Annotated in this window: 19 protein-coding genes; 7 read left to right on the top strand and 12 right to left on the bottom strand. The window is 58.6% G+C overall.

Annotation, left to right across the window (positions count from 1 at the left end; translation table 11 throughout):
* The first annotated feature begins 214 nt into the window (after positions 1-214).
* Positions 215-580, top strand: coding sequence for a CAP domain-containing protein (locus tag EXQ56_11545; protein MSO21073.1), 366 nt, complete (start codon positions 215-217; stop codon positions 578-580).
* 43 nt (positions 581-623) lie between these two features.
* Entirely contained in the window at positions 624-1,163 is a 540-nt protein-coding gene (locus tag EXQ56_11540; protein MSO21072.1) for a hypothetical protein, read from the top strand.
* Between the two features lie 16 nt (positions 1,164-1,179).
* Here EXQ56_11540 and EXQ56_11535 read toward each other — a convergent pair whose 3' ends face one another.
* The gene (locus EXQ56_11535; GenBank protein ID MSO21071.1) at positions 1,180-2,160 is read right to left on the bottom strand and encodes an SDR family oxidoreductase; all 981 of its coding nucleotides are present in this window, start codon (positions 2,158-2,160) and stop codon (positions 1,180-1,182) included.
* A 141-nt stretch (positions 2,161-2,301) separates the two neighbouring features.
* On the opposite strand from EXQ56_11535, the gene EXQ56_11530 reads away from it, so the two are divergent.
* Together EXQ56_11530 and EXQ56_11525 are read left to right on the top strand one after the other, a co-directional pair.
* Positions 2,302-5,781 (top strand): DNA polymerase III subunit alpha, encoded by a 3,480-nt coding sequence (locus EXQ56_11530; protein MSO21070.1) that lies wholly within the window; start codon positions 2,302-2,304, stop codon positions 5,779-5,781.
* A gap of 49 nt (positions 5,782-5,830) precedes the next feature.
* Complete coding sequence (locus EXQ56_11525) at positions 5,831-6,787, top strand: acetyl-CoA carboxylase carboxyltransferase subunit alpha (GenBank protein MSO21069.1); 957 nt, start codon at positions 5,831-5,833, stop codon at positions 6,785-6,787.
* Positions 6,788-6,836: 49 nt separating this feature from the next.
* On the opposite strand, the gene EXQ56_11520 is transcribed toward EXQ56_11525, so the two are convergent.
* The 7 genes from EXQ56_11520 to EXQ56_11490 all read right to left on the bottom strand — a co-directional run bounded on the left by EXQ56_11520 (position 6,837) and on the right by EXQ56_11490 (position 16,804).
* Entirely contained in the window at positions 6,837-8,246 is a 1,410-nt protein-coding gene (locus EXQ56_11520; GenBank protein ID MSO21068.1) for a class I SAM-dependent methyltransferase, read from the bottom strand.
* Between the two features lie 51 nt (positions 8,247-8,297).
* A complete protein-coding gene (locus EXQ56_11515) occupies positions 8,298-9,623 on the bottom strand; it encodes an ABC transporter ATP-binding protein (GenBank protein ID MSO21067.1) in 1,326 nt (441 codons plus the stop codon).
* Positions 9,623-10,456, bottom strand: a complete 834-nt coding sequence (locus EXQ56_11510; protein MSO21066.1) for an ABC transporter permease — start codon at positions 10,454-10,456, stop codon at positions 9,623-9,625. Before EXQ56_11510 ends, EXQ56_11515 begins: the two co-directional genes overlap by 1 nt.
* A gap of 133 nt (positions 10,457-10,589) precedes the next feature.
* On the bottom strand, positions 10,590-12,659 hold the full coding sequence (locus EXQ56_11505; protein MSO21065.1) for a glycosyltransferase: 2,070 nt from the start codon (positions 12,657-12,659) through the stop codon (positions 10,590-10,592).
* Positions 12,660-12,683: 24 nt separating this feature from the next.
* Positions 12,684-13,400, bottom strand: a complete 717-nt coding sequence (locus EXQ56_11500; protein ID MSO21064.1) for a DUF3108 domain-containing protein — start codon at positions 13,398-13,400, stop codon at positions 12,684-12,686.
* A 102-nt stretch (positions 13,401-13,502) separates the two neighbouring features.
* Positions 13,503-15,527 (bottom strand): hypothetical protein, encoded by a 2,025-nt coding sequence (locus tag EXQ56_11495; GenBank protein MSO21063.1) that lies wholly within the window; start codon positions 15,525-15,527, stop codon positions 13,503-13,505.
* Between the two features lie 44 nt (positions 15,528-15,571).
* The gene (locus tag EXQ56_11490) at positions 15,572-16,804 is read right to left on the bottom strand and encodes a glycosyltransferase (GenBank protein MSO21062.1); all 1,233 of its coding nucleotides are present in this window, start codon (positions 16,802-16,804) and stop codon (positions 15,572-15,574) included.
* Between the two features lie 389 nt (positions 16,805-17,193).
* On the opposite strand from EXQ56_11490, the gene greA reads away from it, so the two are divergent.
* The 3 genes from greA to EXQ56_11475 all read left to right on the top strand — a co-directional run bounded on the left by greA (position 17,194) and on the right by EXQ56_11475 (position 19,648).
* Positions 17,194-17,664, top strand: coding sequence for a transcription elongation factor GreA (gene greA, locus EXQ56_11485; protein MSO21061.1), 471 nt, complete (start codon positions 17,194-17,196; stop codon positions 17,662-17,664).
* Positions 17,665-17,721: 57 nt separating this feature from the next.
* On the top strand, positions 17,722-18,327 hold the full coding sequence (locus EXQ56_11480; GenBank protein MSO21060.1) for a CDP-alcohol phosphatidyltransferase family protein: 606 nt from the start codon (positions 17,722-17,724) through the stop codon (positions 18,325-18,327).
* A 172-nt stretch (positions 18,328-18,499) separates the two neighbouring features.
* Complete coding sequence (locus tag EXQ56_11475; GenBank protein ID MSO21059.1) at positions 18,500-19,648, top strand: mechanosensitive ion channel family protein; 1,149 nt, start codon at positions 18,500-18,502, stop codon at positions 19,646-19,648.
* Here the strand turns inward: EXQ56_11475 and bshC are convergent, their stop codons facing one another.
* From bshC to lepB, 4 genes are all read right to left on the bottom strand, one after another.
* Positions 19,649-21,301, bottom strand: coding sequence for a bacillithiol biosynthesis cysteine-adding enzyme BshC (gene bshC, locus EXQ56_11470; GenBank protein ID MSO21058.1), 1,653 nt, complete (start codon positions 21,299-21,301; stop codon positions 19,649-19,651).
* A gap of 23 nt (positions 21,302-21,324) precedes the next feature.
* Complete coding sequence (gene carB / locus EXQ56_11465) at positions 21,325-24,585, bottom strand: carbamoyl-phosphate synthase large subunit (protein MSO21057.1); 3,261 nt, start codon at positions 24,583-24,585, stop codon at positions 21,325-21,327.
* Entirely contained in the window at positions 24,578-25,744 is a 1,167-nt protein-coding gene (carA, locus tag EXQ56_11460; protein ID MSO21056.1) for a carbamoyl-phosphate synthase small subunit, read from the bottom strand. Before carA ends, carB begins: the two co-directional genes overlap by 8 nt.
* 76 nt (positions 25,745-25,820) lie before the next feature.
* Positions 25,821-26,477 (bottom strand): signal peptidase I, encoded by a 657-nt coding sequence (gene lepB / locus EXQ56_11455; protein MSO21055.1) that lies wholly within the window; start codon positions 26,475-26,477, stop codon positions 25,821-25,823.
* Between the last annotated feature and the right edge of the window lie 501 nt (positions 26,478-26,978).

The raw sequence follows: 26,978 nt of genomic DNA, 5'->3' as shown, positions 1-26,978 counted from the left end.
GTCGATTTGGATCATTTGACGCGCGAGACGGGTGCCAGCGGCGGGAAAGCTGATCTGAAGTTCCTCCCGAAACCCCCACCCCGAATCCCTAATCCCCAGTTTGTCAATCTGGTCAGAGTGGTCAGAACCGTGAACGTTTGCACATTGGGTAGGACCGCGAATTTGGGCAAGTTTTGTGGTGAGGGCGACGACGTTTTTAGGGCTTGCGGAGGAGTTGCACGGACTCCCACATGCTTGGCTCTATAATGGGCGCATGACCTGGCGGCAGACTCAGACCCCGGAAGTTCGAGACCCGGATGACCCTTACTTCGGCCTGCGCATGGCCGTGGTCGAGCAGGTCAACCGCGACCGTGCCGCCGCTGGTCTCGGCCCGGTCGAGTATGACGCGCTGTGCTCGGACGTGGAGGACGCGCACTGCCAGGAGATGGCCGAGGCGCAGTACCTCTCGCACTGGAATCAGCGCGGCGAGCTGCCCTATCATCGCTATCACGCCGCCGGCGGGCGCGACTACGTGGCCGAGAACCTCGATCGACTCGCGCACGACCATCATCTCGCTCGATCCCAACCCTATCCCTACTGATCCCGATGAGCTGCAGCCGCTGGCGCTGGCCGCGCATCAGCGCATGGTGGATGAGCAGCCGCCGCTTGATGGGCATCGCCAGAACATCCTCGCCCCCTTCCACACGCACGTCGGCGTGGGCCTTGCCGTGGTGGGCGGCGAGTTCACGCTCGGCCAGCTCTTCCTGAACCGCCTCGTCCGGCTCGACCCGCTGCCCGCCACTCTGCCTCTCCCCAATTCATTCCGCGTGGAAGGTGAGGTACTCGCCAGCGGCTACGGGCCGTACTACTGCGCGGTGTTCTATGAAGGCGAGCTGCGCCCGCGCACGGCGGCTGAGCTTGATAAGACGTACGCCTACGAAGACATGACGGGCGTGATGGTCCAGAAGATTCCGCCGTGGGAGATGCAGTTCAACTCCGCGAGCAAGCGCTTCTCATTTACCGTCCGCATCAACCCGCGTGCCGTCGGCCTCTATCACATGGTGTTGTGGGTGAGCAGGCCGGCGCGCGACATTCCCTACACGCTGGGCGGCCCCGGCGCTTACAGCGTGGACACCAACAAGGGCGCCGCCTGCGCCAGTTGGGTCTTCCGCGCCGAGGCTTGAGCCTGCATTGTGCGGACTACTTCGCTTTCGCCGCGCCCAGATTCTGGCGATACCACGCGACAGTCTTCTCCAGCCCTTCTTCAAATCCCACGGATGGCGTGAAGCCCAGCAGCGTGCGCGCCTTGCTGATGTCGGCGAGTGAGTGCAGGATCTCGCCCGCACGCGCTGGCTCGTAGATAGGGTCGATGGGACGATGCCCGTTGGTGGTGGCGCTTTCTCCGAAGATGATGCGGCAAAGATAATCGTAGGCGTAGTTCAACGATTGACGCGCGGTGGTGGCCACGTTGATCACTTCACCAGCAACGCGGGGCGCCGTGCATGCCAGAAGATTCGCATCGACCACGTTGTCCACGTGGGTGAAGTCGCGCGATTGCTCACCGTCGCCGTAGATGATCGAGCGGCGGCCTTCCAGCAGCGCTTTGATAAACAGCGCGAGCACGCCGGAATAAGGCGAGCCGGGGTCGGCGCGCGGACCGAACACGCTGAAGTAACGCAGCGTTACCGTTTCCAGTCCATACACTCGCGTGAATACTTCGCAATACATCTGCGCCGCGAGCTTGGAAACGCCGTAGGGCGAGATGGGATTCGTTGGCATCGTTTCTACTTTCGGCAGCGTGGGTGAGTCACCGTAGGCCGTGGATGATCCCGCGTAGATGACGCGCTTCACTCCGGCGTCGCGCGCGGCCATCAACACGTTCAGCGTGCCGTTGATGTTGGTCTCGTTGCTCGCCAGCGGATTGTCGATCGATCGCGGCACGGAACGCAGCGCGGCTTGATGCAATACATAATCAACGTCCTGGAAGGTTGGGCGCAGCGCATCCAGGTCGGTGATGTCCACTTCGCGCAGGTCAATCTGGTCGCGCACCTCGGTGATGTTTTCGCGATCACCGGTTGCGAAGTTATCCACCACGCGCACGCGCTCGCCGCGCCGCAGCAGTTCACGCACCAGCGCCGAGCCGATGAATCCGCCGCCGCCGGTAATCAGATAAAGAGCCATCGTTGAATCACTCCTACAAAGTTAGCAGCGCAAACGCATATCCTTCGCTGCGCTCAGGATGACAGCCTAGGGAGGCTGAAGTGAGCGAAAGATTGGCGACACCTTTGCCTCGCCTCGATCATTTTTGCTATCATCGCTTCCATGTTACCGCGCGAGTTTGTCCACCTTCATCTGCACACCGACTATAGCCTGCTGGATGGCGCCAATCAGATTTCCAAGTTGATGGACCGCGCCGCCGAGCAGGGCATGAAGGCCATGGCCATGACCGATCACGGCAACATGTTCGGCGCGGTGGAATTCCACAAGGCAGCGAAAGCAAAAGGCCTGAACCCCATCATCGGGTGCGAAGCGTACATCTCGCAGCAGGGCCGCCACACACGCAGTGAAAGCGATCATTATAACCATCTCGTGCTGTTATGTGCGAATCAGAATGGCTATCAGAACCTGGTCAAGCTGGTCTCGGCCGGATACCTGGAGGGCTTTTATTACAAGCCGCGCATGGACAAAGAGCTGCTGGCGCGGCACTCCGAGGGGTTGATCGCGCTCTCCGGCTGCCTGCGCGGTGAGATCAACGAAGCGCTGCTCGCCGAGAACATGACGGAAGCGGCCCGCGTAACCAATCAGTACCGGGACATTTTCGGCAAGGAAAACTTCTTCCTTGAGATTCAGGATCAGGGACTCGATCAGGAAAAGATACTCAACCCACGCCTGGTGGAACTCTCGAAGAGGACGGACATCCCGCTGGTCGCTACCAACGACGCGCACTATCTGCGCTGCGAAGACGCGCACGCTCATGATGTGCTGCTGTGCATCCAGACGGGCCGCCAGTTGAGCGACGAGAAGCGCATGCGCTTCCACAACAATCAGTTCTATGTGAAATCGTATAACGAAATGCTGGGCGTCTTCAGCGAGGTTCCCGAGGCTGTCTGGCGCACTGCTGAGATCGCCAGTCGTTGCGAAGTGAAAATTGAGAAAGTGAAGAATCCGTTCCCGGATTTCGCCGTGCCGTCGGGTGAATCCGCCGACAGCTATTTTGCCTCAGTGTCGCGCGAAGGTTTCGCTACGCGGCGTCCACGCCTGGAGGAACTCGCGAGCCGCGACGAACTACGGCACACGTTGGGAGAGTACAACGAACGGCTGGAACGCGAAATCAGCATGATCCAGCAGATGAAGTTCCCCGGCTATTTCCTGATCGTCTGGGACTTCGTGCGCTACGCCAAGCAGCGCGGCATCCCCGTGGGGCCGGGCCGTGGATCGGCTGCGGGCAGCCTCGTTTCCTACGCGCTGGGCATCACCGACATAGATCCGCTGGAGCACAATCTGCTCTTCGAGCGCTTCCTGAATCCCGAACGCATCTCGATGCCAGACATCGACATCGACTTCTGCCAGAACCGCCGCGGCGAAGTGATCGAGTACGTCACGCAGAAGTACGGGCGCGCGAATGTCGCGCAGATCATCACCTTCGGGACCATGGCCGCCAAGGCCGCGCTCAAGGATGTCGCGCGCGCGATGGAAGTGCCTTACGGCGAGGCCGACCGTATCGCCAAGGCTGTTCCCAACACGCTGAACATCAGCATCGAACAGGCGATTGAGCAGTCGCTCCAGCTCGCCGACATGATGAAGGCCGACGCGCGGGTGAAGGAGGTCGTGGAGGTCGCCAAGGGCCTGGAAGGCATGGTGCGGCACGCTTCCACGCACGCCGCCGGAGTGGTCATCTCGCCGGTGCCACTGACTGATGTGGTCCCGCTCTACAAGACGAACAAAGACGAAATTGTTACGCAGTACGACATGAATGGCCTAGAGGCCGTTGGCCTGCTCAAGATGGACTTCCTTGGGCTCACCACTCTTACCGTCGTGGATGACGCAGTGAAATTGATCCGCGAGTCGCGCGGCGAGACGCTCGATCTTGAACGCATTCCCTACGACGACCCGGAAACATATCAGATATTCTCAAAGGGACTCACCAGCGGCGTCTTCCAGTTTGAGTCATCCGGCATGCGCGATATTCTGCGCCGGTACCAGCCCACGCAGCTTACCGACCTAACCGCGCTGAACGCGCTCTATCGGCCCGGCCCTATTCAGGGCGGAATGGTCGACGACTTCATTGCCCGTAAGCTTGGCCAGAAGCCGGTACAGTATGACTTGCCAGAGCTGGAACAGATACTTTCCGAAACGCTCGGCGTGATCGTCTATCAGGAGCAGGTGATGCAGATCGCCAACCTGCTCGCCGGATATTCGCTGGGGCAAGCCGACCTGCTGCGCCGCGCCATGGGCAAGAAGAAAGCGGAAGAGATGGCCGCGCAGCGGGAACAGTTCGTCAGCGGTGCCATCGAGAAAGGATTCAACAAAAAGAAGGTCATTCGCATTTTCGATCTGATGGAGCAGTTCGCCGGCTACGGATTCAACAAGTCTCACTCCGCAGCCTACGCCGCGCTGGCCTATGTTACGGCGTACCTGAAGGCGCACTATCCGGTCGAGTTCATGGCCGCGTTGCTCACCAATGAAATGGGCAACACTGAAAAGGTGGTCCTGTATCTGAATGAATGCCGCGAGATGGCCATCGGCATTCTCCCGCCCGATGTTCAGACCGGTGCGTGGCACTTTACTCCCGCCGTCGCGGAAACGGCCTCCGGCAAAGCGATTCGTTTTGGTATTGGAGCGATCAAGAACGTAGGCCGCGCCACCGTGGACGCTCTGATCGCAGCGCGCAACGAGCATGGCCGCTTCGATTCGATCTTTCAGTTTTGCGAAGTGATTGACCCTCGCTCGCTGAACAAGCGCGTGATCGAAAGCATGATCAAGGCCGGGGCCATGGATTCATTCGGCCCGCGCTGGCAAGTGTTCGCAGTCGTGGATCGCGCGCTCGAATCGGGGCAGCGCACGCAGAAGGCGCGCGGCGCGGGACAGCATGACTTATTCGGCGGGTCGTCCGACGCACCGGCTCCGCCCACTGCGCTGCCCTCCGCCAAGGCCTGGACCGAAACCGAAGTGCTTACCGGGGAGAAAGAAGTTCTAGGCTTCTACATCACAGGACATCCCATGCAAAAGTACGCGCAGAAGCTGCGCGAGCTGGGCACGGTGGAAACCAACGCTCTCGCCGACCTTCCGCCGCAAAAGGAAGTTGCCATCGGCGGCGTGCTGACCGCAGTGAAAGCGGCCCGCAGCAAGCGCGGCGACTTGTGGGCATCGGGGTCGCTCGAAGACCTTCAGGGCAAGGTGGACCTGCTGGTGTTTCCGGAGGCGTACAAACGTTTCGCCGAGTTGCTGAAGATGGATGCGATTCTTCTGGTCCGCGGAAAATTGCAGATGGAAGAAGGCGCATCGCCGCGATTAAATGTTTCCGATGTTGGACTGCTCGACAAGGCCGAGCCGGAGATGGCCTCTGCCATCATCATCCGCATCCGACTGGGTCGCCAGAATGGTTCCTCAGATAGCGCGGTCGCACGGCAGCTATTCGATTTGATTGAGAGGAAGCCCGGCGCAGCGCTTGTCCGCATTGAACTCGAGCGTGAGGGCGATTTTGAGGCGCTGCTTGAACTGGAACACGGCGTGCGTCCTGACGAGGAGTTTAAATCACTGGCGCGCGGCATCTGCGGAAAGGACTCTCTCGTCCTCGTCTGATATGCGAAGATAGTTAGGAAGCCGCCGGAATTGAAGGAGAAGGAATCGATTGGATAGGGATAAGGCACGCGAGGAATTCGAGCACATCGAGCGCGAGATGGAGACGTTGGGCAAGTCTACTGCGTCGCCGGAGGCCGAGAAGCGTCTGCAGGAGTTGAGCGATCAGTTGCAGCACCTGCGCGAAGAGCTGACCGGTCCGCTCACGCCGTGGCAACGCGTGCAAGTGGCGCGGCATCCGCAGCGACCGCACCTGCTCGACTTCATTCCACTACTGTTCGAAAACTTCTCGGAGATTCACGGCGACCGTAGCTTCTCCGACGACCCCGCGATGGTCGGTGGATTCGCCTGGTTCCGTGGCCAACCGGTCATGGTGATCGGCCAGCAAAAGGGCCACGACACGCAGCAGAAGCTCAAGCGAAATTTCGGTATGCCCAAGCCCGAAGGGTACCGCAAGGCGCTGCGGCTGATGAACCTGGCCGCCAAGTTTCATCGGCCCATCTTTACATTCGTGGATACGCCGGGAGCTTACCCCGGCATTGATTCAGAGGAGCGTGGGCAGGCCGAGGCCATCGCGCGCAACTTGCGCGATATGGTCCGCCTGCCGGTGCCGATCATCGTTACCATAACAGGTGAGGGCGGCAGCGGTGGCGCGCTGGCCATCGCCATAGGCGACCGCATCCTGATCCTGGAAAACTCTGTTTACAGCGTCATCTCGCCGGAAGGCTGCGCCTCCATCACCTGGCGCGACGCAACCAAGGCCACTACTGCCGCCGACGCGCTCAAGATGACCGCCGATGATCTGCGCGCCCTCGGCATCGTCGATCAGATTGTTCCCGAGCCCGCGGGCGGCGCCCACGTGGATCACAAAAAGATCGCCGAGTCGCTAGGGGAACATCTCCAACGGGCGTTCGCCGAAGTCAGTGGCCTGCCTGTTCAGGAACTGCTCGATCAACGCTACCGGAAGTTCCGCAACATGGGACAGTTCTTCCGCACCGCCACAAGCTAAGGCACCGGCTTCCAATCAAATGAATGCGTGGTATGGAGAAGTGGCGGAGTTATTTCCCGCCGGGCTTGCGACCAATGACGCCGTAATCCATGCCGCCGAAGAATGTGGCGTTGAACCGCTGCACGGCTTTGTTGAACATCGTAATGGATTCGGAGTCCGCCGCCGCAGTTAGCTCGGGCAGCACAGGAAGATGTCCTGATGCCGGCGAGAGATAGTGCGTGGTAACGTCCTCGAGCCCAGCTTGCGTGAAGAGGTACCGCATCTGCGCAGCGGGGATCGGTCGGACGTGAGTCGGATCGATGTAGAACGACTGGCTGAAGATGGCCAGGCACTCCGGGTTTTGCGTCTCAATCGCCAGCACTCCGCCGGGCGCGAGTTTCCGCACCGCCTCCAGCACCAGACGCGTGTAGTCGGCGGGATCGAGATGCTCCACAAACTGCGAACAGAATATTCCGTCCAGTGAGCCGTCAACAATTTGCGCGAGATGCGCGAACACATCGGCTTGCACCGCGGACAACCCTTTTTCAAGACATCGTCCAACCATGTCACCATCGAGGTCCACTCCGGTCGCGGGAACGCCTGCGCCTTTCATTAGCTCGAGGAATTCCCCGCGGCCACAGGCGATATCCAGTACGCTGGTGCACCTTTGGAAATGGGACAGATAGTAACTTTGCCTCTCTCGAATCTCTTCTTCCGTCCCGCGAAAATCTTTTTCGAGCGCTAAGTAATCCACTTCGAGTTGTGGCGATAGTAAGCGAGTTGGCTGAATAGATCCACTGAAAGGCGCAGCGCTTGTTGCGGGCTGAGAAACAAGCATCGCCTCCTGCGGTCGAGTGGTTGCGGCCTTGGCTTGCGCGGCGAGGCGGCGGTTTAGTTCGCGGATTTCCTCGTTCAGTTTGCGTCGGGTCTCATCAACAGATGTGATGTGGCGGGACAAAGCCCCCTCGTAGCTCCAGCGCAGTTCACGAACTGATTCGCGAGTCTCCACGGAGTTTCTCTCGATTTGCCGCGTCGCCGTCTCACTTAGTTCACGCAGGTCAAGTGACATCTGGCCAGCGTCATGAGCGCTTTTCCGAGATGCCGCAACCAGCTTTTGGAATCCCGCAAGGACAGGGTCGCGCGACTGCTCTAGCGCCTCCGCCAAACTATCGAGAGCTTCCAGCATGGCGCGATTGAATTCGCGTTGCGGCCGCAGCATCCAGTCAAACATGCGAGCCAGTCCGCGCTTGCCGCCCTGGATCAAATCATTGATTACTCCGTCAGGCCGCGGGTTTAACTGACCAACCAAGCTCGCCTGATGCGCCGCGCGTTGCGACAGTCGGCGGAACTCATCGAGCAAGACTGGTGGCAACTCGGTAGGCTGACCCACGGCGAGAGGGGCATCCATCCTGCGCCGGATCGACTCGCTAATTTCGCGCAGCTTTCCGGCTAACTCCGCAGCGCTGGCAGTGGTAACCATTCAACACTCTCCCTTTGCGTCATTACGGAACTTTTCCCCCGCGCCGCTCCATTATGAGGAGACTGTGTTTCGCGCGGGCAGCTTGCGTGAGATCACGCGGGCTTCCAGATTGGCGATACCGGCGCGGCGTGGCGAATCAACCACCTGGAAGGTCATCACGTCGTCCAGCCAATCATGGCTGGCGCCATCGGCGGATTGCGTGGCAACAGTCAGGGTGTACTCCTGCGGAATCAGACGGCAGGCAAAACTGAAAATGATTTCGCACTGGTCGCCCGCGTCCATGGGACCGGGGCCGCAATCTTCAATCTGCGTATTGGTTCCGTAAACTTCCGTCCCGATTCTCGTGCGAATCATGATGCCCACCACGGGATGAGGATGGGGTGCGGAGAAATGAACCACCACTCGCACGCTGGTCATCTCCCCGGAACGCAACGCGTACGCAGGCTCGCCCGCTTCATTACTGAGTGCAACACCAATAACTGCGGCTTGCCCGTCGCCGTGCCGATAGGAATAATCGAGCGGCACGGAGCTGTGTGATTCCGGACTCCGCCCTTCGCCGCTAGCCGTGCCATCGCTGGAAGTCGAGCTACGTCCCGCGAGTTTCCGCGCCGATGCATTTTGCTGATCCAGGTAACTTTGTTGGCGCTCCAGGACGAGGCCGTTATAACGATTCACCACTTCGGAGGGCGTACCTGCGGCAAGCACCTTACCGCGCCCCAGCAGCAGCGCCTGATCACACAATTGCTTAACCAGAGCCACATCGTGGCTCACCAGGAGAACGGTAACGCCACGCCGGCGCATCTCGTCAAACTTGCGGATACAGCGGTTCACGAACACTGCGTCACCGACTGCGAGTACTTCATCAACGATCAGAATCTCCGGGTCCACATGAATGGCGACCGAAAACGCCAAGCGCAGAAACATTCCTGTCGAGTACGTTTTCACCGGCTGGTCTACGAACGTACCGATCTCGGCGAAGCGCTCGATGTCGGGCAGCATGCGCTGAATTTCCGCGCGGCTCAGACCGAGAATCTCTCCGCTCAGAAAAACATTCTCGCGCCCTGTAAACTCGGTATTGAAACCAGCGCCCAGAGCCAGCAGCGCCGCGATTCGGCCATGGCGGACCATTGCGCCACGCGTGGGTTCCAACGTGCCTGCCGCAATCTCCAGCAGCGTGCTCTTGCCCGATCCGTTCACGCCGATGATGCCCAGCGCGCCGCCACGCGGGATTGCGAAGCTGACGTCGTCGAGCGCCCAGAACTCCCGATGGTGGGAGCTGCGATTGAACGCAAGAATCTCCTTCAGGCGCGCCGCGGGGCTGTCGTACACGCGGTACATCTTGGAGACGCTACGGGCTTCAATGGCTGGCAGGCTCATCAGAGCAGATCCGCGAATGATTTTTTCACTTTGTAGAACCAGCTATGACCGAACCAGAAGACAGCAATTCCCATGGCCCACAGCACCGCAAGTGGATAGACCGCCGGCAGCGTTCCATGAAGGAAAATGTTGCGATACATTTCCACGACCAGATACATGGGGTTCTTCTCAAATAACCACAGCCAATGCTGCGGCAGGTGTGACGCCGGATAGAAGATGGGCGTGACATACATCCAAATAGTGAGTAGCAGGCCGATAACCTGGCTGGTATCGCGCAGGAAAACACCGAGTGCGGCGAGGAACCAACAGATGCCCATGGTGAGCATCACTTGAGGGATGAGTACCAGCGGCAGTGCCAGCATGGTCCACCCGAGGCCCGGACCGATGGTGATCAGGAATCCCAAAAAGATCAGCAACGCGAATCCCTCGGCTACCAGGCTGGTCAGCGCGAGGTTCACCGGAAGGATCTCCAGCGGGAAAATTACGCGCTTCACGAAATTGGTATTTTCCGGAATCACGCCCGGCGAACGCCCCACGGCCTCGCTGAAAGCCAGCCACGGCAGCATTCCGCAGATGAAGTAGAGCAGGAACTCGCCCGATCCCTGGCCCTGTCCGAAGCGCACGCCCAGCACGACGCCGAACACAAAGTAGTAAACGGCGATCAGCAGCAAAGGATGCAGCAGGGTCCATGCAGTCCCGCCCACGGAGCCACGATAACGCCCTTGAATGTCCCGGCGCACCATCGACTGGATTAGCGAGGCGTTCCGACTCAGGGTTCGCAGTGGGTAGAAGACGCTGCGGAAAAATATCTGAAATATTCGCTCGACGCTCATAAGTAAAGGTGGGGACGCAAATTTAAATCGCGACCAGCCCCAAGCAGGGATTATCCCACAGATTGCGCTGCGGTCATGAACCTGGCGTCAGTAGGGATTCAAATGTACGACGTGCGGCTGCGGTCAAACCTGATTACGGATAGTACAATTCTTTGGGCCAGCGCTCACGCACAGGGCCAGTCTTACGGCCTCGACAATAGATCGCTTCGCCGCGAAATTCCGCCGACAGCCCGTGACTGGCGATGACTTTGCGCGCAAATTCAAACTCCTGGGAGATCGCGGCATAGTTTCCTGTTTCTATTCCCTCTACAGCAAAACCGGCGGCCTCCATCAGCAGGCCCAATTCGCGCGGAGCATATTCACGGGCGTGGCGCGGATCGATGGTTCCGTCGGCAGCGGGACGAATATAGTGAGCGAACAGCGCCGGGTGATAGCCATGAAGAACCGCTTCGATGGATCGGAGAGAAGTGAGGTTGGGTGTCGAGAGAATCAGATGTCCCCCGGGCGCGAGGATGCGGTTGATCTCCGCCATCATGTGCATGGGGTCGAAGTGGAGGTGCTCGATCAGCTCGCAACATAAAATGGTTCGGAAGAAACCATCCGGATAAGGGTACTTATCTTTTTCCGCATCGAATAAATCAACGGTGCAAGTGAACTCCTCGCCGGTGATGGAGCGCGCCGAGCGCACCGACGACTCTCCCCGCTTGCCAAAATATGCGCCACGCACCTCGCCGTAACCGAGATGACTGCGCAGGGCGGGAGTGATTTGCAGATAGCAGCCCATCTCCAATATGCGGTCCTGTTCCGTGCCGCGCGGCGTTACCTGTATGGTCTGGACCAGACGAGCCAGGTGCGTGCGCGCGTACTCCGACATCTCCGGCGACGTCTGGCAGAAGCCCATGATGTAGTCCGCCAAGTCTTCGCCGGAAGTGGCACAGCCGTGCAGAGCACGCTCGCCAATTTTTCTGGCATACGGCGGTGGGATTTCTTCGACTGAGCCAGCGGACTTCTTCGCAATCCCTGAAATGAATTCCAGGTATCGCTGGGCGACCGTCTCCCAGGCGCATTCGTGCGCGGCATAACCATGTCCTGCCTGGCCGATTTGGCGAGCCAACGCGGGATCGCCCAGCAGCGCGCGCAACCAACCGGCGAGCCACCGCTGCTCCTGATCTCCCATAGGAATGCGCACCGCCGCGCCTTCGGGAACTTCCAGGAACGCGCCGACTTCGGAGATGAGTGTGGGCTTGCCCAGCGCCAGCGCCCACAGGAGGCTGCCGGAGGTTTCCCCGGCTGTCGGCCAACGCAGGTTGAGCGAGATATCCGCAGCTGCCATGCAATCGACAAATTCTTCCTGCGGCAGATAGCCCAACAGGCTCACCGCATCGTTCAACCCCAACTCCGCAACCAACGGACGCAGTGGGTAGTGAGGATGCTCTTCACCGGCGAGGATCATCTTTGCCTTTGGAAACTCTGCACGAACCTCCGCGAAGGCGCGGAGCGATTGGTGGATACTTTTATACGGCTTGAGAAATCCAAAGATGCCAATGATGGGATCATCCGATGCGAGCTTCCACCCCGTTCTGTGGGCCAGCCGGGCGCGCGCGGCGGCGCAGTCGATCACCGGAAACTCCACGCCGTGCGGAATCTGGCAGACTGGAATGGGAATGCCGGTTTTGGCGAGCAGGTCCACCATGAACTGGCTGTGCACCACGACGGCCTGACTACGCTCCAGCAACCGGCGGTTCATGGCGATGCCATTGAAATCAGGCTGCACCACGCCTGTCCGAGCGCGGCGGGCATGGTCCAGCGCGCCGATTCCGGCGTTGTAATAGACTTCTTCGAGATAGCCGTCCCAATCGTTGCGCTTAATGGTTACGTCGGATATCAAGTAGTGCAGGTTGTGTTCGTGCAGGATCAAGATGCCCGGTATGCGCAGGGCGAGGTCGTAAATGTAAACGTGAAACGGGTTGTTGCCGATCTGATAGATGACGCCATCATAGAGGCCGGCCTGATAGTCTGGTTCAAACTGCCGCCAGGGACGGATGGTGATGTTCGCAGCGGAGAATTCAGCCGTGGGCGTGTAGTCTTCGATGAAGACATCAATACGCTCAGCGAGCGGCGCGAGATGCCGCAGTAGAGCTTCTCCGTAGTCGGAGATTCCAGACGGCTGAGGGTTCAGTGGCGTGAAGAAGGCAATGCGCATGAGGTCGCGGTTACTGTAATCCAGTTACTGGAGTTCGGCGGAAAACGTGGCGAGCGGCAAGGGCAGCCGGACGGCAATGGGAGCATGCCGCGAACCCCGCTCCAGCCATATTTCCACAAACCCGTCTCCAGCGGATCCCGGATAGGTTACGAGATAGAGGTCCCCTTGCCGGGAATGCTGGCTGATCTTGACCTTCTGTTCCGCCATGGCTTCGATACGCAGCGAGACCGGGCCGCCCAGAAACAATGTATCGCTCGATGGACGTTTGCCCGCGGCCACCTGTTTGCGAAAATAGTAGAGGTACGCCAGTGGGTCGCGGGCACACTTGGGTGCAGCCATTTCCCGTTTGCCGCCATCCCGCGATACGATAGCTTTCCCTGCTACGGAATCGAACACAGTAACTTCCTCCCAACTGCGCGAACCGCGGCGGACGGATTGACTGAACCGCCGGGAACAGAGGTCCGTCGTCACCTCTGAATCAAATGAATACGTGATGCGGTTCTGCGGGAGTATGGCTTCTACCGTGGCGGAAATCTGCAAAACATCACCCGCCGTTTTACTTTCAATGGTCGCTTCACCCATGGTGACGCCGCTCGGCCAGAATAAACTCAACACCAGCTTTTCGCCCTCCGGCCAGGGATGGGTTTGCGCCCGTGATGAAACAGACCACTCCCCCACTAGCGCAAACAACACGCAGAAGGCGGCCCGCTTAATCTGACAAAAATTGAATGAAATCCTCATGCCTCCAGGCCCACAACTGAGTGGCGTTCAAACTATCAGGTTACACCTTTTGCCAGGGCGGAACCATCCCACGGTGAACCCGCAGGGGGCGAGCAGGTGAGCTTAGGTGGCGCTTGAGCGCTGCACCTGCTCGACGCGCGAAACGAGCGGGTGCGCCACCGTAACCGATGAGTTGCAAATCGAAAGCCATCCGTTATTCGAAAAGAGGCGGCAGAGATCGTCGTGAATCCACTGGTTGGCGGGACGATGTGATGTGGCAGTTGTCTCCACCTGCAACAAGGTTTGCAACAAGGCCGTCCGTCGGATCACCACGCAGACCCACGGTAGTGCCTGCACCTCCAGCCACTCCGGACGAGCATGGAAGCGCGCCGCCGAATTGGTGTTCCAGCACACCTGTCCATCGGGATCGATCAACGCGCCCTGGCAGATCGTCTGATGGTCTCCAACGCGGAGCTGCGGGCCCACCTGAGCCACAGTCTCATCGAAAGCTTCCAGCATCTGTTCGAGCCAGCCTGCCGCCGTGGGTTGGCACTGGCTATCCAGGATGCAGATGTAATCGGCGTCGTGGTTCCGCGCCCTCTGCCAAACCTGCTCGGATAGCTCGGTGTCGCCATCCAGTTCAACAACTCTGACCAAGACTCCTGTAGATGCGGAGGTGATCGGTGGCGGTCCCGCCCCTGTGTGATCTTGTGGCCCGATCACCATCAAATCCACTGAGGTGAGCGCACCAGTGGAGCGGTTGTGCCCAGAAGCTTGGTTCGTCTGGTTGGCCCGGAAAAGGATCGGCGCCGCGAGTAGGAGCCGAAAGGCGTAGGCGGGCACATGAATCAAGCGTCGCTGCAAGGAGCTATCCGAGGAGGAGGAAAGAAACTGGAAGGTGAATTTGTAGCGCAGCCGCCAAAAGAAATGCCGCCATGTGGTGGAGAAATCCCGGAGCGGAAATCCGTCGCCCACTTCGTTATACAGGTAGCGGCTGCGCAAGGGCAGCGCCAATGCCAGGAATTTAAGCCAACGGAATGGCTCGTCCGTGCATGGCACGATCCAACTGCCGTAGTTGCGGCCCGCTTGCAACATACGCCATGCGGTAGAAAATGAATTTCCCGTTTCGTCCAGACGATGAACCACATCGAAAAGGTGGCCGGCCGATTCAACCTGCAACGGCCCCAACCAACCATGCAGTTCACTTCCGAGAAATCGCACGCGCACCGAGGCGACAATTTTCTCAAGGTAAAACCCGGAGGCCGAGCCCGCCACCGCTACTGGCCAGCCAAAGCGGCGGTCGGTCTTAATAAAACGCCAACTGAAATGCCGCCAGAGACTCCCCCAATCCGAGAGTGGAAAGGTGTCGCCCATCTCGTTGTATATTTGGCGACACCGCAACGGCCAAAGCAGCGCGGTTAACTTCATCCACTGCGAGTCTTCATTCGTATAGGGAATGATCCAGCTGATGAATTTGCGGCTGCTTAAAAGCAGGGACATTTCCGCGATTGGGCGCAGGAAGAAGCCTGATGGCACAATTCTGACTTCATCGAATACTTCCGCCACTGCGGCCGCATCCGATTTCTGCAACCAGCCCGTGATCTGCTTGCCGGGGTAACGCGCGCGGAGCGAAGCAACGATCATGCGCAGGCTCTTTGCGGAGGCAGCGCCAATCACCGCTAATGGCAGCGCCTGAATACGCTGTTCGCGGCAATTCCAGTATTGATTCCAGTGTAGCCGCAATAGATCAAGCAGCGAGAGCTCCGTGCAATCACCTTCGCCCGTGGAGAAGCGGCCACGCCCACGGAATGAAAACGCCATCATCTTCATGAAGCGGAAATTTTGCGGCGCGCTCAGGCAAATAATCTCGGTATCGCGAGTGAACCCGAGGAAGGACAAAATTCGCAGCCAGGCCCATAGTGCTCGGACGGAGGAATACGCCACCATCTGGTTCGGTCGCAATGCGGCCTTGCGAGCGAGTGTCGCCATGCCGGAGCGTGGACAGACCACGCGCAGTGCCGTGCCATTCGAGCTGAGACCGAGACGAACAAGGTCTCGCGCTGCCAAGTCCGGCGAGCCCGTGGCAAAGTAAACCGCCTTGGCCGGATGATTCAAGCCTCCGCCATTGGTGTTGACCGTTTCTGACACGGGCATCCTACGGACTGGTTTCGGGATTGGCTGGGCGATAGACGTCACGCTGCCTCCCGGCCAGATTGGCGGCGCGACTTTTGGTGGGACTGGTGCTGAGACTGGCGTAAGAACTGAAGATAGCGTTGAGCAATCCTCGGGCCCGCCTTCTGCAGGCCGTAGCAGTTCTCCACCCAGCCTCGCGCGCGATCACGGAGCGCCAACCAATCTTGATCGTCGTTCAGCAGATGAAGGATAGCATCGACAGATTCCCGTGGATTATCCCGCACAATGACGTGCTGCTCCGGCAACAGTCCCAGCCCAGCAGGCGCGAAGGAGTTGCAGACGACGGGGATGCCGGCGGTCATGGCCTCGACAATCTTGGTGCGGATGCCCCCGCCACTGGTTACCGGAGCGATGTAAACCCGTGTGTCCGCGTAGATCGTGCGCAGGTCCTTGACGAAGCCCAGGTAGTCCACGCCATAGTCGTACATCAATCCCCGCAGCGCATTAGACGCGCCTTCGCCCACCACGCTCAGGCGAGCCTCAGGATCGCGGCGGCGGATCAGCGGCCACTCCTCGCGGATGAAATACTGAAGCGCATCCGTGTTGGGGGTGTGCGGAAGAAAACCTACAAACAATAACTGTTTGTTGCGGGGTGGCGCCGGAGCCGGAACGTAGTATTCACAATCCATTAGAATGAAGGGCAGCGCCTCGGCCTTCACCGCAGGAACAAATTCTCGCGCGCGGCGACGCTCCTCCTCGGAAGTTACCAACACCCAATCGAAACTCTCAAGTGCTGCTCGGTTATGCCGGACGGCATCCACGCTCCAGAACAGATGCTCCATGCGGGTGCCGATGCCGCTGGTCTGCTGGAAGTTGATGTAATAGTGCAGCCACTCCTGCACATGCGCACGGATGATCCGCGGGCAGCGAGCGCCTTCTGCGTAATCGGCCATACCCAGGTACTCGACTTCAACCAGGTCGAACTGCTCTTCCTTCAGCAGGTGATCGACAAGCTGGTGCATGGGTTCGCTCTGCAGATTAGAGAACAGATAGGGAATAGGCGAGAAGGCATCAAGATGGCGCGCTTCGGGCAGCCTGAACAGGTACGCGCGTTGGCAGAGAACATCCAGCCCGGCCTGCGCCTGCGCGTGGAGATGTGTCGGGCAAAAACCGACAAAAGTAATGTCGAACTCGGTGCGCAGCGCTCGTATATATCCATAAATGGCGCTGCCTGCCCCGTGATGGACAGGGTAAGGCGTAACGGGCGAAATGATGAGAATGCGCGGTTTCATGGGTTCAGGCAACGCGGATGCGGGATACCCTGAATCTTGAGCGGCCCTGGGCGAAAAGTCATGCTCATTCAATTTTCAGACACCGGCGATGGCCTGCACCGTCCCCGAAAGGGAAAGAGTGCTGCTCTGTCATGGCCAATACCGGAACACACAAATTAGGATAGCTGCCTCAAGCACCCCCGCTCCATTGTAGTCCTCGCCGCAGTCGTCTGTAAGGCCCTTTCCAGTTCCCCGAAAGGCCAAAGCCCGGCTTTTGTCACGCGAGGCTTGAAAAATTCTATCGCAGGACAGGCGGCGCGACTATAATAATTTTTACGTCCTGATCCTGCCAATCCCCGCAGCGGGCTTGTTGCGGGTGCCTGGAAGGGCGAGTTTTTCAAGAGGAACACATGTCAGATGCGTTGAAAAAGAAGCTGGAAGAAGAGATTCGAGTGCTCGATCATGAGCTGAATCACGAACTTCCGATTGAAATTAGAACCGCGCGCGCGCATGGCGACCTGAGCGAAAACGCCGAGTACCATGCCGCCAAGGAGCGCCAGAGCTTCGTCAATGCGCGACTGGGCCAGCTGCGCAAGCGCTTGGGTGAGATATCCCTGGTTAATTTCAACAATATCCCGAAGGACCGCGTGGCCTTTGGCTCCACCGTGGAAGTGCAGGACCTCGATAAGGGAACCAAGGTAATTTATGATATTGTCACCAGCGAGGAAACCGACGTCGCCAACGGCAAGATATCCACTTCCTCCCCCATCGGCCGGGCCTTGGTTGGCAAGCAAGTCGGCGATGCGGTCAAGGTGGTTACCCCATCCGGCGCGCGCGAGTTTGAGATCCGCAAACTGACCACCATCCACGACAAAGGCTAAATTGACCGTCGCCTTACTACTGCAATCTGACGGAAATCCGCCTGGAATTCTTACTTAATGCTGACAAGACTAATTGGCGCCACCGCACAATTCATCATTGAAGCGATAGTCCACGCGCTCTCTCTGACCCGCATTCACCCGAATTTCTTTACCGCCTTCGGACTGGTCATCAATATCTACGCCGCCATCTTGTTTGGCACCGGAAAATTTTTCCAGGCTGGCTTGGTCGTGGTGGGGGCCGGATTGTTCGACATGCTCGATGGACGCATTGCCCGCGTAACCAACACCACTTCCGTTTTCGGAGGCTTCTTTGATTCGGTGATGGATCGCTACTCCGATCTGGCCATTTACATCGGCCTGCTGGTCTATTACTCGCGCATGGACCGCTTCCTCTACGTCGTACTGGTGGCAGTAGTCATGGTCGGCTCGGTGATGGTGAGTTATGCGCGCGCGCGCGCCGAAGTGGTGATTCCACTCTGCAAAGTCGGGTTCATGGAGCGGCCTGAGCGCGTCGTGCTCATCATCATTGGCGCACTATGGAACCGTATGGCGCCAGTGCTTTGGTTACTGGCTACGATGACCAACATTACCGTGATTCAACGAATCTTCTATACCTGGCAAGAGACTCAGCCACCGCCCCGCAAAGTGTCTGCCTCGTCATAGTACACGCACTCTTCAAGCAGGGGCGCCTCCCCTTCAGCAGCCTTCGCATCGCCCTCAGGATGGCGGTCCATCCGTCCGCATTCCGCTATTCTTTGATTCGGCTCGTATGGTTTAAGATATTGAATGACCTCGCATTTCAGTCTCCAGCAGTGAATATCGATGAGGCCGCCGCATGATTGACCCGCGATGGATGCAATGGATATGGCTGTCAGTTACCCTGGCAGGAATTGTAGTCGGCGGAGTGCTGTTGCTAAAACTCTTCCGCTATGAAGTTCGCTGGCTAGTGCGCCGCATAACCAAGGCCGAGTCCATCGACCAATCTTTACAGGAGTGGATGGAGGATCTCGCGCGAAGCGCACGCGCAGTGGTCCTTGTGATCGGCTCCATTCTGGTGCTCTTCTTTTCTCTCCGCGCAATGGACATGCCGCTGATTTCGCCGCGACTGGCCGCGCAATGGCGGCCAGAATCGCTGCTCGCATGGATTCTGGATAACGGCATCCGCATAGTGCTGATCGTGGCGGTCGCCGGCCTGTCCATCAAAATATTGCACATGCTGGTATCCCACCTCGCCCTGCTCATCCAGCCGCATGACGATACGCTGGCAGCCGAGATGGAGCGTCGCAAGCGCACGCAGACCATCAGCGCGATCCTGCACAACCTATCGACAGTTCTAGTCGTCGTGGTGGCCGGCCTGATGGTTCTCGCGGAACTGGGTGTGAATATCACACCCATACTTACCAGCCTCGGCGTGGTCGGCGTAGCACTTGGATTCGGCGCGCAGCAGCTCGTCGGCGACCTGATCGCGGGCTTCTTTCACATCTTTGAAAATCAGATTCGCGTAGGTGATGTCGCCATCATCAATGGAGTCCAAGGCAACGTGGAAGAGATTCGCCTGCGAACTACCGTGCTGCGCGGTGTCGATGGCACCGTCCACGTTTTCCGCAACGGGACGATCACCACGCTCTCGAATATGACCAAGGACTTTTCATTCTTTTCAATGGACTTGAGTGTTGACTATAAACAAAATACGGACCACATCACTCAAATGATCCGCGACGTGGGCGAGGAGCTGCGGCACGACCCTAAATTTCTCCCATTCATCCTGGAGCCCGTGGAGGTTCTGGGGGTTGAAAGTTTTACTGAATCGGCTGTTACCATTCGCTTCCGCACAAAAACTCTTCCCATCAGACAATGGGAGGTTGGCCGCGAATTCCGGCGCCGGCTGAAGATTCGTTTTGACCAGGAAGGCATCGAAATCCCCATCGCGCACCGCTACGTTTTTTTGACGGATCCGTCACGGCGCGAGATGGACGGAAAATAATCAGGCGGGAGAAATTATTTGGTGATTCACAGGCAGCGGATCGAGGTTGTCGTACATCTCGTCAATTACATTCATTCCAAACCGCGCCAATATTGACGCACCGCAGTAAACGCGCTCTTGCATGGACTTGTCAGGATAGAGTGCGTTCTCTATCCGCGTCGCGTCGCGCTCCACTTGATCACTCTTGCGCTGGACGGAGGCCGCCGCCTTGCGCTCCAGGCTCGTTAATTGATACAGCATTTTCTGCGTGCCGTTCCTGGCGGCGTCCACCAGTGTCGGGTCCAGCTGCTGCAGCGCCTGCTGAATGGCTTCCATCTGCTGATGTACACCCTCCGCAGCGGTGGCAAAGCGGACCGTCAAATCCTCCGAAAAGAACTTTGCGGCCATCTTCTCCCGAAGCTGCTGACGGCCGGCAAATACATCCGCGATGCCAAGACTGTACTTCCCGAGCACCCGCTGAATGGGTGAGTCCACCACCGTAACGCTGGCTCTGGGGACCACCACCGGCATGCGTCCCAGCAGTTGCTCGTAGAGTGGAACGGACTGGGCAAGATAGGCAATTTCCGCGGGGCCCCCAACATAGGCAACTGTCGGCAGCAACGCATCCTGCATGACGGGCCGGAGCAGTGCGGTTGGCGATAATTGCTCGGGATGCTTCTTCGCGAGATTAAAAAGCTCGGCTGAAGAATATTTCTTGCCGGTCGAGGAAATAAATTCGCCATTCTGGAACTGCAGCACGGACCGCTTTCCAGCTTCATAGACGAACAATAGCGTGGAGGTTTCGCCGACCCGAACCTGAGCATGAAGACCTTGAGTAATCAGTTGCTGATTGCGCGCGTGTAGAGTATCGCGCAGTGCCGGAGTCTTTTCCACGACGGTTTCAAAAAGACTGGCGGTCAGCCCATGCACTCGACTGTCGAGCGGGTCGATGGCTAACACTCCATACTTCGCGAGCAGCCGCGCGATGGACCTGCCAAAGGCGCCGCCCAATGTTTCACCGGGACGGTAGCCCTCCGATAGCCACCCGAGCACATCGTTGGCCGCTGAGGAATCGGGTAGCAGAGACGCGAGTGATTCCAGACTGGCGTTCACCGCATCCGAAAGCGGCAGCGTGCCGGCGGGGGAACCTTCCACCTCGGGCCGTCCTGGATAGGCGATGGCTTGTGGTTTCCAGTCGCGATCCTGTATCGAGCAGTGGTTTACCTCGGCAAGATCATGATCCTCGGTGGCGAGCCAGAAAATGGGGACGGATTCAATGCCCTGCTCGCTTAAATGCCGCGCCAGCTTCACCGCCGTCAGCGCCTTATAGATTGCAAACGCGGGTCCCGTGAATAAACCGACTTGCTGCCCCGTAACCACAGCGCAGCATCCGGGCTTTGCAAAGCGCGAGAGATTCTTTTCTCCCGCGGGCGACAAACCCCAGCGCTGGTTTTGCTCCGTAAGAACTTCCAGGACGGATTTCCGCAGCGTGTCTGGATATTGGATATGGCCAGCCACCTTGCGAAAACTATCAGATGATCGAAAATGGTGCGGGAAAATGGAAGGCGATTCGGCGGCGCCGCCGACGTAATTACGGAATAGGCGCGAGGTGTGCGGCAGTGCATTTAGCAGTATGCAGGTACGGTCCATGTCCACGCCAGCGCTCAGCCTCAAGATGACTCAGGATAAATTCAGGATTAGCTTTTCCCGGCAATTGCTTCGTGCATCTGTTGCAAAGCCAGCACGCGGATCGGTTGCGATTGGAGCGATGCGATGCCATCCACCGCAGCCAGAGCGCCGGCTACCGTGGTGATGCAGGGGATTCTGTGCTGCACCGCTGCGCGCCTGATGGCCTTCTCATCGAAGAACGACTTGGCGCCGATCGGGGTATTGATTAGGAGTTGTATCTCCCCACCCTTGATCATATCCACAATATTCGGGCGGCCCTCCAGCACTTTATAGACCGTCTTTACCGTCAGGCCCGCCGCGGTCAGCATCTGCGCGGTGCCGCGCGTGGCTACCAGATCGAACCCGCTCTCGGCCAGCTTGCGGGCGACCATCAGCGCCTTGGGCTTGTCCTTGTCGCGCACACTAAGGAAGGCCCGGCCCTTCAGCGGCAGGCGTGTGCCCGCGCTGATTTGCGCCTTGGCGAAGGCCTCGCCAAACGTGTCGCCGATGCCCATCACTTCGCCCGTCGAGCGCATCTCGGGACCGAGAATCGGATCGACACCGAGAAACTTTCCGAATGGGAAGACTGGAGATTTCACGCAGAACCGGTTCACTCCCAGAATTCCCAGAAATGCCGAGCCGGGCTGGCCCTTTGGTGCATTTTCATCAACCGGCAGATTCAGGTCTTTCAGCTTGCGGCCGGTCATCAGGCGCGCAGCGATCTTCGCCATTTGCACTCCGGTGGCTTTACTGACATAGGGAACAGTCCGTGAAGCGCGAGGGTTCACTTCCAGGACGAAAATCTTGCCGTCTTGAATGGCATACTGAACGTTCATCAGACCCACCACGCGCAACTCAATTGCCAGCTTGACCGTGTAGTCACACAAAGTTTGCTTCTGCTCCGCCGTCAGTGTGAACGAAGGGAGCACGCAGGAACTGTCTCCGGAGTGTATGCCGGCCTCTTCGATGTGCTCCATGATGCCGCCAATGACCACATTCTCGCCATCGCACAGCGCATCGACATCCACTTCAATGGCATCCTCGAGGAACCGGTCGATCAGGATGGGCCGTCCTGGGGAGGCATAATCCACGGCCTCACGCATGTATTGGTCGAGCGTGGCTTCGTCATAGGCGATGACCATGGCGCGCCCGCCCAGCACATAGGATGGCCGCACCAGCACGGGATAGCCGAGCTTGGTGGCAACTGCGCGAGCTTCCTCCGCATTCAACGCCGTGCCGTTCTCCGGCTGCGGAATGTCCAACTGGATCAACAAGCCTCCGAACTGCTTGCGGTCCTCTGCCAGATCAATGGACTGGGGGCTGGTTCCGATGATGGGCACACCGGCCTTCTGTAGCGGCAGCGCGAGATTCAGCGGAGTCTGTCCGCCGAACTGCACGATCACTCCAGTTGGTTTCTCGTTATCCACGATGGCCATTACATCTTCAAATGTAAGCGGCTCGAAGTAGAGACGGTCCGAAGTGTCGTAATCAGTGGAGACCGTTTCTGGATTGCAGTTGACCATGATGGTCTCGTAGCCGTCCTCGCGCAACGCGAACGACGCGTGGCAACAGCAGTAATCGAATTCAATTCCCTGCCCGATACGGTTCGGCCCGCTGCCCAGGATTATGATTTTCTTGCGATCTGTTGGAGTGGATTCATCTTCGCTCTCGTATGTCGAATAGAGGTACGGAGTGAACGACTCGAACTCGGCGGCGCAGGTATCGACTCGCTTATAAACGGGCCGCACGCTGAGTTCCTTGCGCTTCTCATAGACTTGCTCTGCAGTGACATTCCATGAGGCCGCGAGCATCTGATCGGATATGCCGGCCTTCTTGCCGCGCAGCAGCTCCTCAGCGGTTACCGACTCCAGCTTCTTCAATGCCAACTCAGTGGCGATCTCTTCCACCTGCTGTATCTGCTCCAGGAACCATGGGTCCATCGAAGTGATGCGCGCGACTTCGGCCACGCTCCACCCCGAGCGCAGGACGTGCCGGACATAGCGCAGCCGCTCCGGCGTGGGCGTAACCAACCGCTGCGTGATGAGGGGCACTTCTATTTTTTCCGAAGCCAGCGACTTGCCCGTCTCCAGTGAGCGCAGTCCCTTGTAGAGCGCTTCCTTGAAGGTGCGACCGATGGCCATCACTTCGCCCACCGACTTCATCTGCGGACCGAGCGTGGGATCGGAGCCGGGGAATTTCTCGAAGGCCCATTTGGGAATCTTCGCAACAACGTAGTCGAGCGTCGGCTCAAAACATGCCGGGGTGTTGCGCGTAATGTCGTTCTTCAATTCATCCAGGCGATAGCCGACGGCGAGCTTGCTGGCGATCTTGGCGATGGGGAACCCGGTCGCCTTCGACGCCAGCGCCGAGCTGCGCGAGACGCGCGGGTTCATCTCGATCACGATCACGCGGCCCGTCTCCGGGTTCATCGCGAACTGAATGTTGGAGCCGCCCGTCTCGACGCCGATTTCGCGGATGACGGCGAGCGAGGCGTCGCGCAGGATCTGAAATTCCTTGTCCGTCAACGTCTGGATCGGCGCCACGGTGATCGAGTCGCCGGTATGCACGCCCATCGGATCAAAGTTTTCAATCGAGCAGATAATGATGACGTTGTCGGCCAGATCGCGCACAACTTCCAGCTCGAACTCTTTCCATCCGAGCACGCTTTCTTCCACCAGACATTCATGGACGGGGCTCAAGTCGAGGCCCCGCGCGAGAATTTCCAGGAACTCTTCGCGGTTGTAGGCGAGCCCGCCGCCCGATCCACCCAGCGTGAACGAGGGGCGAATGATGACGGGGTAGCCGATGCGGCCCGCAAACTCGAGGCCGTCCTTCAGATTGTTAGTTACGGCGCTTTGCGGAGTGTCGAGGCCAATCTTGGCCATGGCGTCCTTGAACAGGAGCCGGTCCTCAGCCTTCTTGATCGCGCCAAGGTTCGCGCCGATCAGCTCGACGCCATACTTTTCGAGGATGCCCTGCTCCGCAAGCTGCACGGAGAGATTCAATCCCGTCTGGCCACCGACCGTCGAGAGCACCGCGTCGGGTCGCTCCTCGGCAATGATGGCTTCCAGGAACTCGACCTCCAACGGCTGAATATAGGTGCGGTCAGCAGTCTCGGGATCGGTCATGATGGTGGCGGGATTGGAGTTCACCAACACGACTTCGTAGCCCTCGGCCCGCAGTGCCTTGCAGGCCTGCACGCCGGAGTAGTCGAACTCGCAGGCCTGGCCAATGATGATCGGCCCCGAGCCGATGATCATGATCTTGTGAATGTCGCTGCGTTTAGGCATTTCTTTTCGTGCGCCAATCTTCCATCATTTTCCTGAAATCGTCGAACAGGTAGAACGAATCGTGCGGGCCGGGCGAGGCCTCCGGGTGATACTGCACGGAGAAGATCGGCAGCGAGCGGTGGCGGAAGCCCTCCAGCGTGTCGTCGTTCAGATTCCAGTGACTCAGTTCTACGTCCGAGCTGGGCAGCGAGTCGGGGTCCACCGCGAAGCCGTGATTGTGCGCGGTGATCTCGACTTTACCTGTCAGCTTATTGATGACCGGGTGATTGCCGCCGCGATGCCCAAACTTCAGCTTGTAAGTCTTCCCGCCCAGCGCCAAACCCAGCACTTGATGGCCAAGGCAGATGCCGAAGATGGGCTTCTTGCCGAAGAGCTTCCGGATATTAGCCGCTTCCACTTGTAGCGGAGCCGGATCGCCGGGGCCGTTCGATAGGAATACGCCGTCGGGATTCAGGCTGAGCACTTCCTCGGCGGAGGTCAGCGCAGGCACCACCGTAACGCGACAACCCACGGCAACCAGCCGGCGGAGAATGTTCTGCTTGATCCCGAAATCGTAGGCGACCACATGCAACGACGGCGGAGCTGCTTGAACGCCAGCATCAAGTTTCTGCGAGACCGCCGCTTCCCACGTGGGCAAGTCGATCGGCGGCGCGTCCCATTCGTACTTGTGCTTGGTGGAGACCGTCTCGGCCAAGTCGCGCCCTTCCATCGACGGAATGGCGCGGGCCTTCGCGATCAGCGCATCCGCCGACATATCGAGGCTCGACACCACGCCGCGCATCACTCCGCGCGTGCGCAGGTGGCGCACCAAGGCTCGTGTGTCGATGCCTTCCAGCACCGGAATCTTGAAACGGTCAAGGAACTGCTCGGCGTGCTCGCGGCTGCGCCAGTTGCTGGCCACCGAGCTGAACTCGCGCACGATCAGGCCCTCGATGTAGGGCCGCGTGGCTTCATTGTCTTCCGGGTTGGTGCCGTAGTTGCCGATCTCGGGATTGGTGAGAATGACGATCTGGCCGGCGTAAGAGGGGTCGGTGAAGATCTCCTGATAGCCGGACATGGAGGTATTGAAGACCACCTCGCCATAGCACTCCCCGCGGGTTCCGCAGGCGCGGCCCGTGAAGACAGTCCCATCCTCCAGCGCTAGCAGAGCGACCGGCATTGCTGACCTCTCGAATATTTTAATAAATAAAAATGGAACGGACTGGGAAAGAATATCGAAGCGGGCGCGCGTCCATTCAATCGAGCAGTCCCCACTTGCCGAGTGGCCAGTAGACCAGCTCGGCCTTTCCGTAAATATAATTCTGTGCAACCGTCCCCCAATTGCGGCTGTCATTGGAGGCGTTGCGATGATCGCCAAGCACAAAGAATTCGTCAGCCTGTACTTTCACAGGTTCAAATGAATCTTCGCCGCGGAAACCAGAAGCGATGTATGGCTCATCCACTTGCGTGCCGTTTACGAGAAGCGCGCCGGCGCGCATCTCCACGTGATCACCCGGCACGCCCACGACGCGCTTGATGAAGGACTTGCTGACGTCGCGGGGATAGCGGAAGACCACCACATCGCCGCGCTCCACCGTGCCCAGACGATAGATGAACTTGTTGATGAAGACGCGCTCCTGATCGGTCAGGCGCGGTTCCATGCTGGTCCCCTCCACCTTCACCGGCTGGTACAGAAACAGAATTACGAATCCAGCCAGGGCCAAAGAAACGGCCAGATCGCGGACCCATACGCGAAATTGCGGCAGCCATGCGCCAGATCCAGTTCCGTTTTCCGGCTGGGATGGCGAGGAGGATAATTGCAAATTATTGTCAGGCGGCGTGCTGAACGGTGGCGGGCTGGCCGGTTCTGGTATGGCCGGTTCCGGTATAGATGGTGGAGTCCAATTGCTCATAGATATCCTTATACATGTACCATAATTACCCCTCCCCGGACAATCTCCGGACCACGCCGGGACTCTGCGTGGTCGTAGAACCGTAGTATAATGCAGGCGTTCGGAGGCATGGATCAAACTCCCCAAAATATGGAACCGTCATACCAGTTTTTCCTATGACAAGACACCGCCTGATCTTACTGGTGACTTCCACATTCATTATCATGTCCCTGTCTGCTTACCTATTTTCCAGTTGGTATGTAAGCAGTAGTCTCGCCAAACTCTCCCAACTTGGGTTTCTGTTCCAGTACTCTCCGGCCAAATTTGACCCGCCAATTTATTTACCACTGTTTGCAGCTTCATGCCTTTTGACGTGACCCGCCCGAGATTTTGTACCAATCCTTGTGAGAGAGTTTACATCACAACCTGAGGCCGAGAAACTGGGTTTTTGACAGGGCTATAGGCCCCCGGCGCCGGGGGCCTATAGCCGAGCGCCGAGTGCGGCCTGCGGGTGTTGTACTG

This window comes from Acidobacteriota bacterium, from assembly GCA_009691245.1.
Lineage (GTDB): Bacteria > Acidobacteriota > Terriglobia > 2-12-FULL-54-10 > 2-12-FULL-54-10 > SHUM01.
The sequence above is the reverse complement of the archived record's forward strand: the minus strand, read 5'-3'. Positions and strand labels throughout refer to the sequence as shown.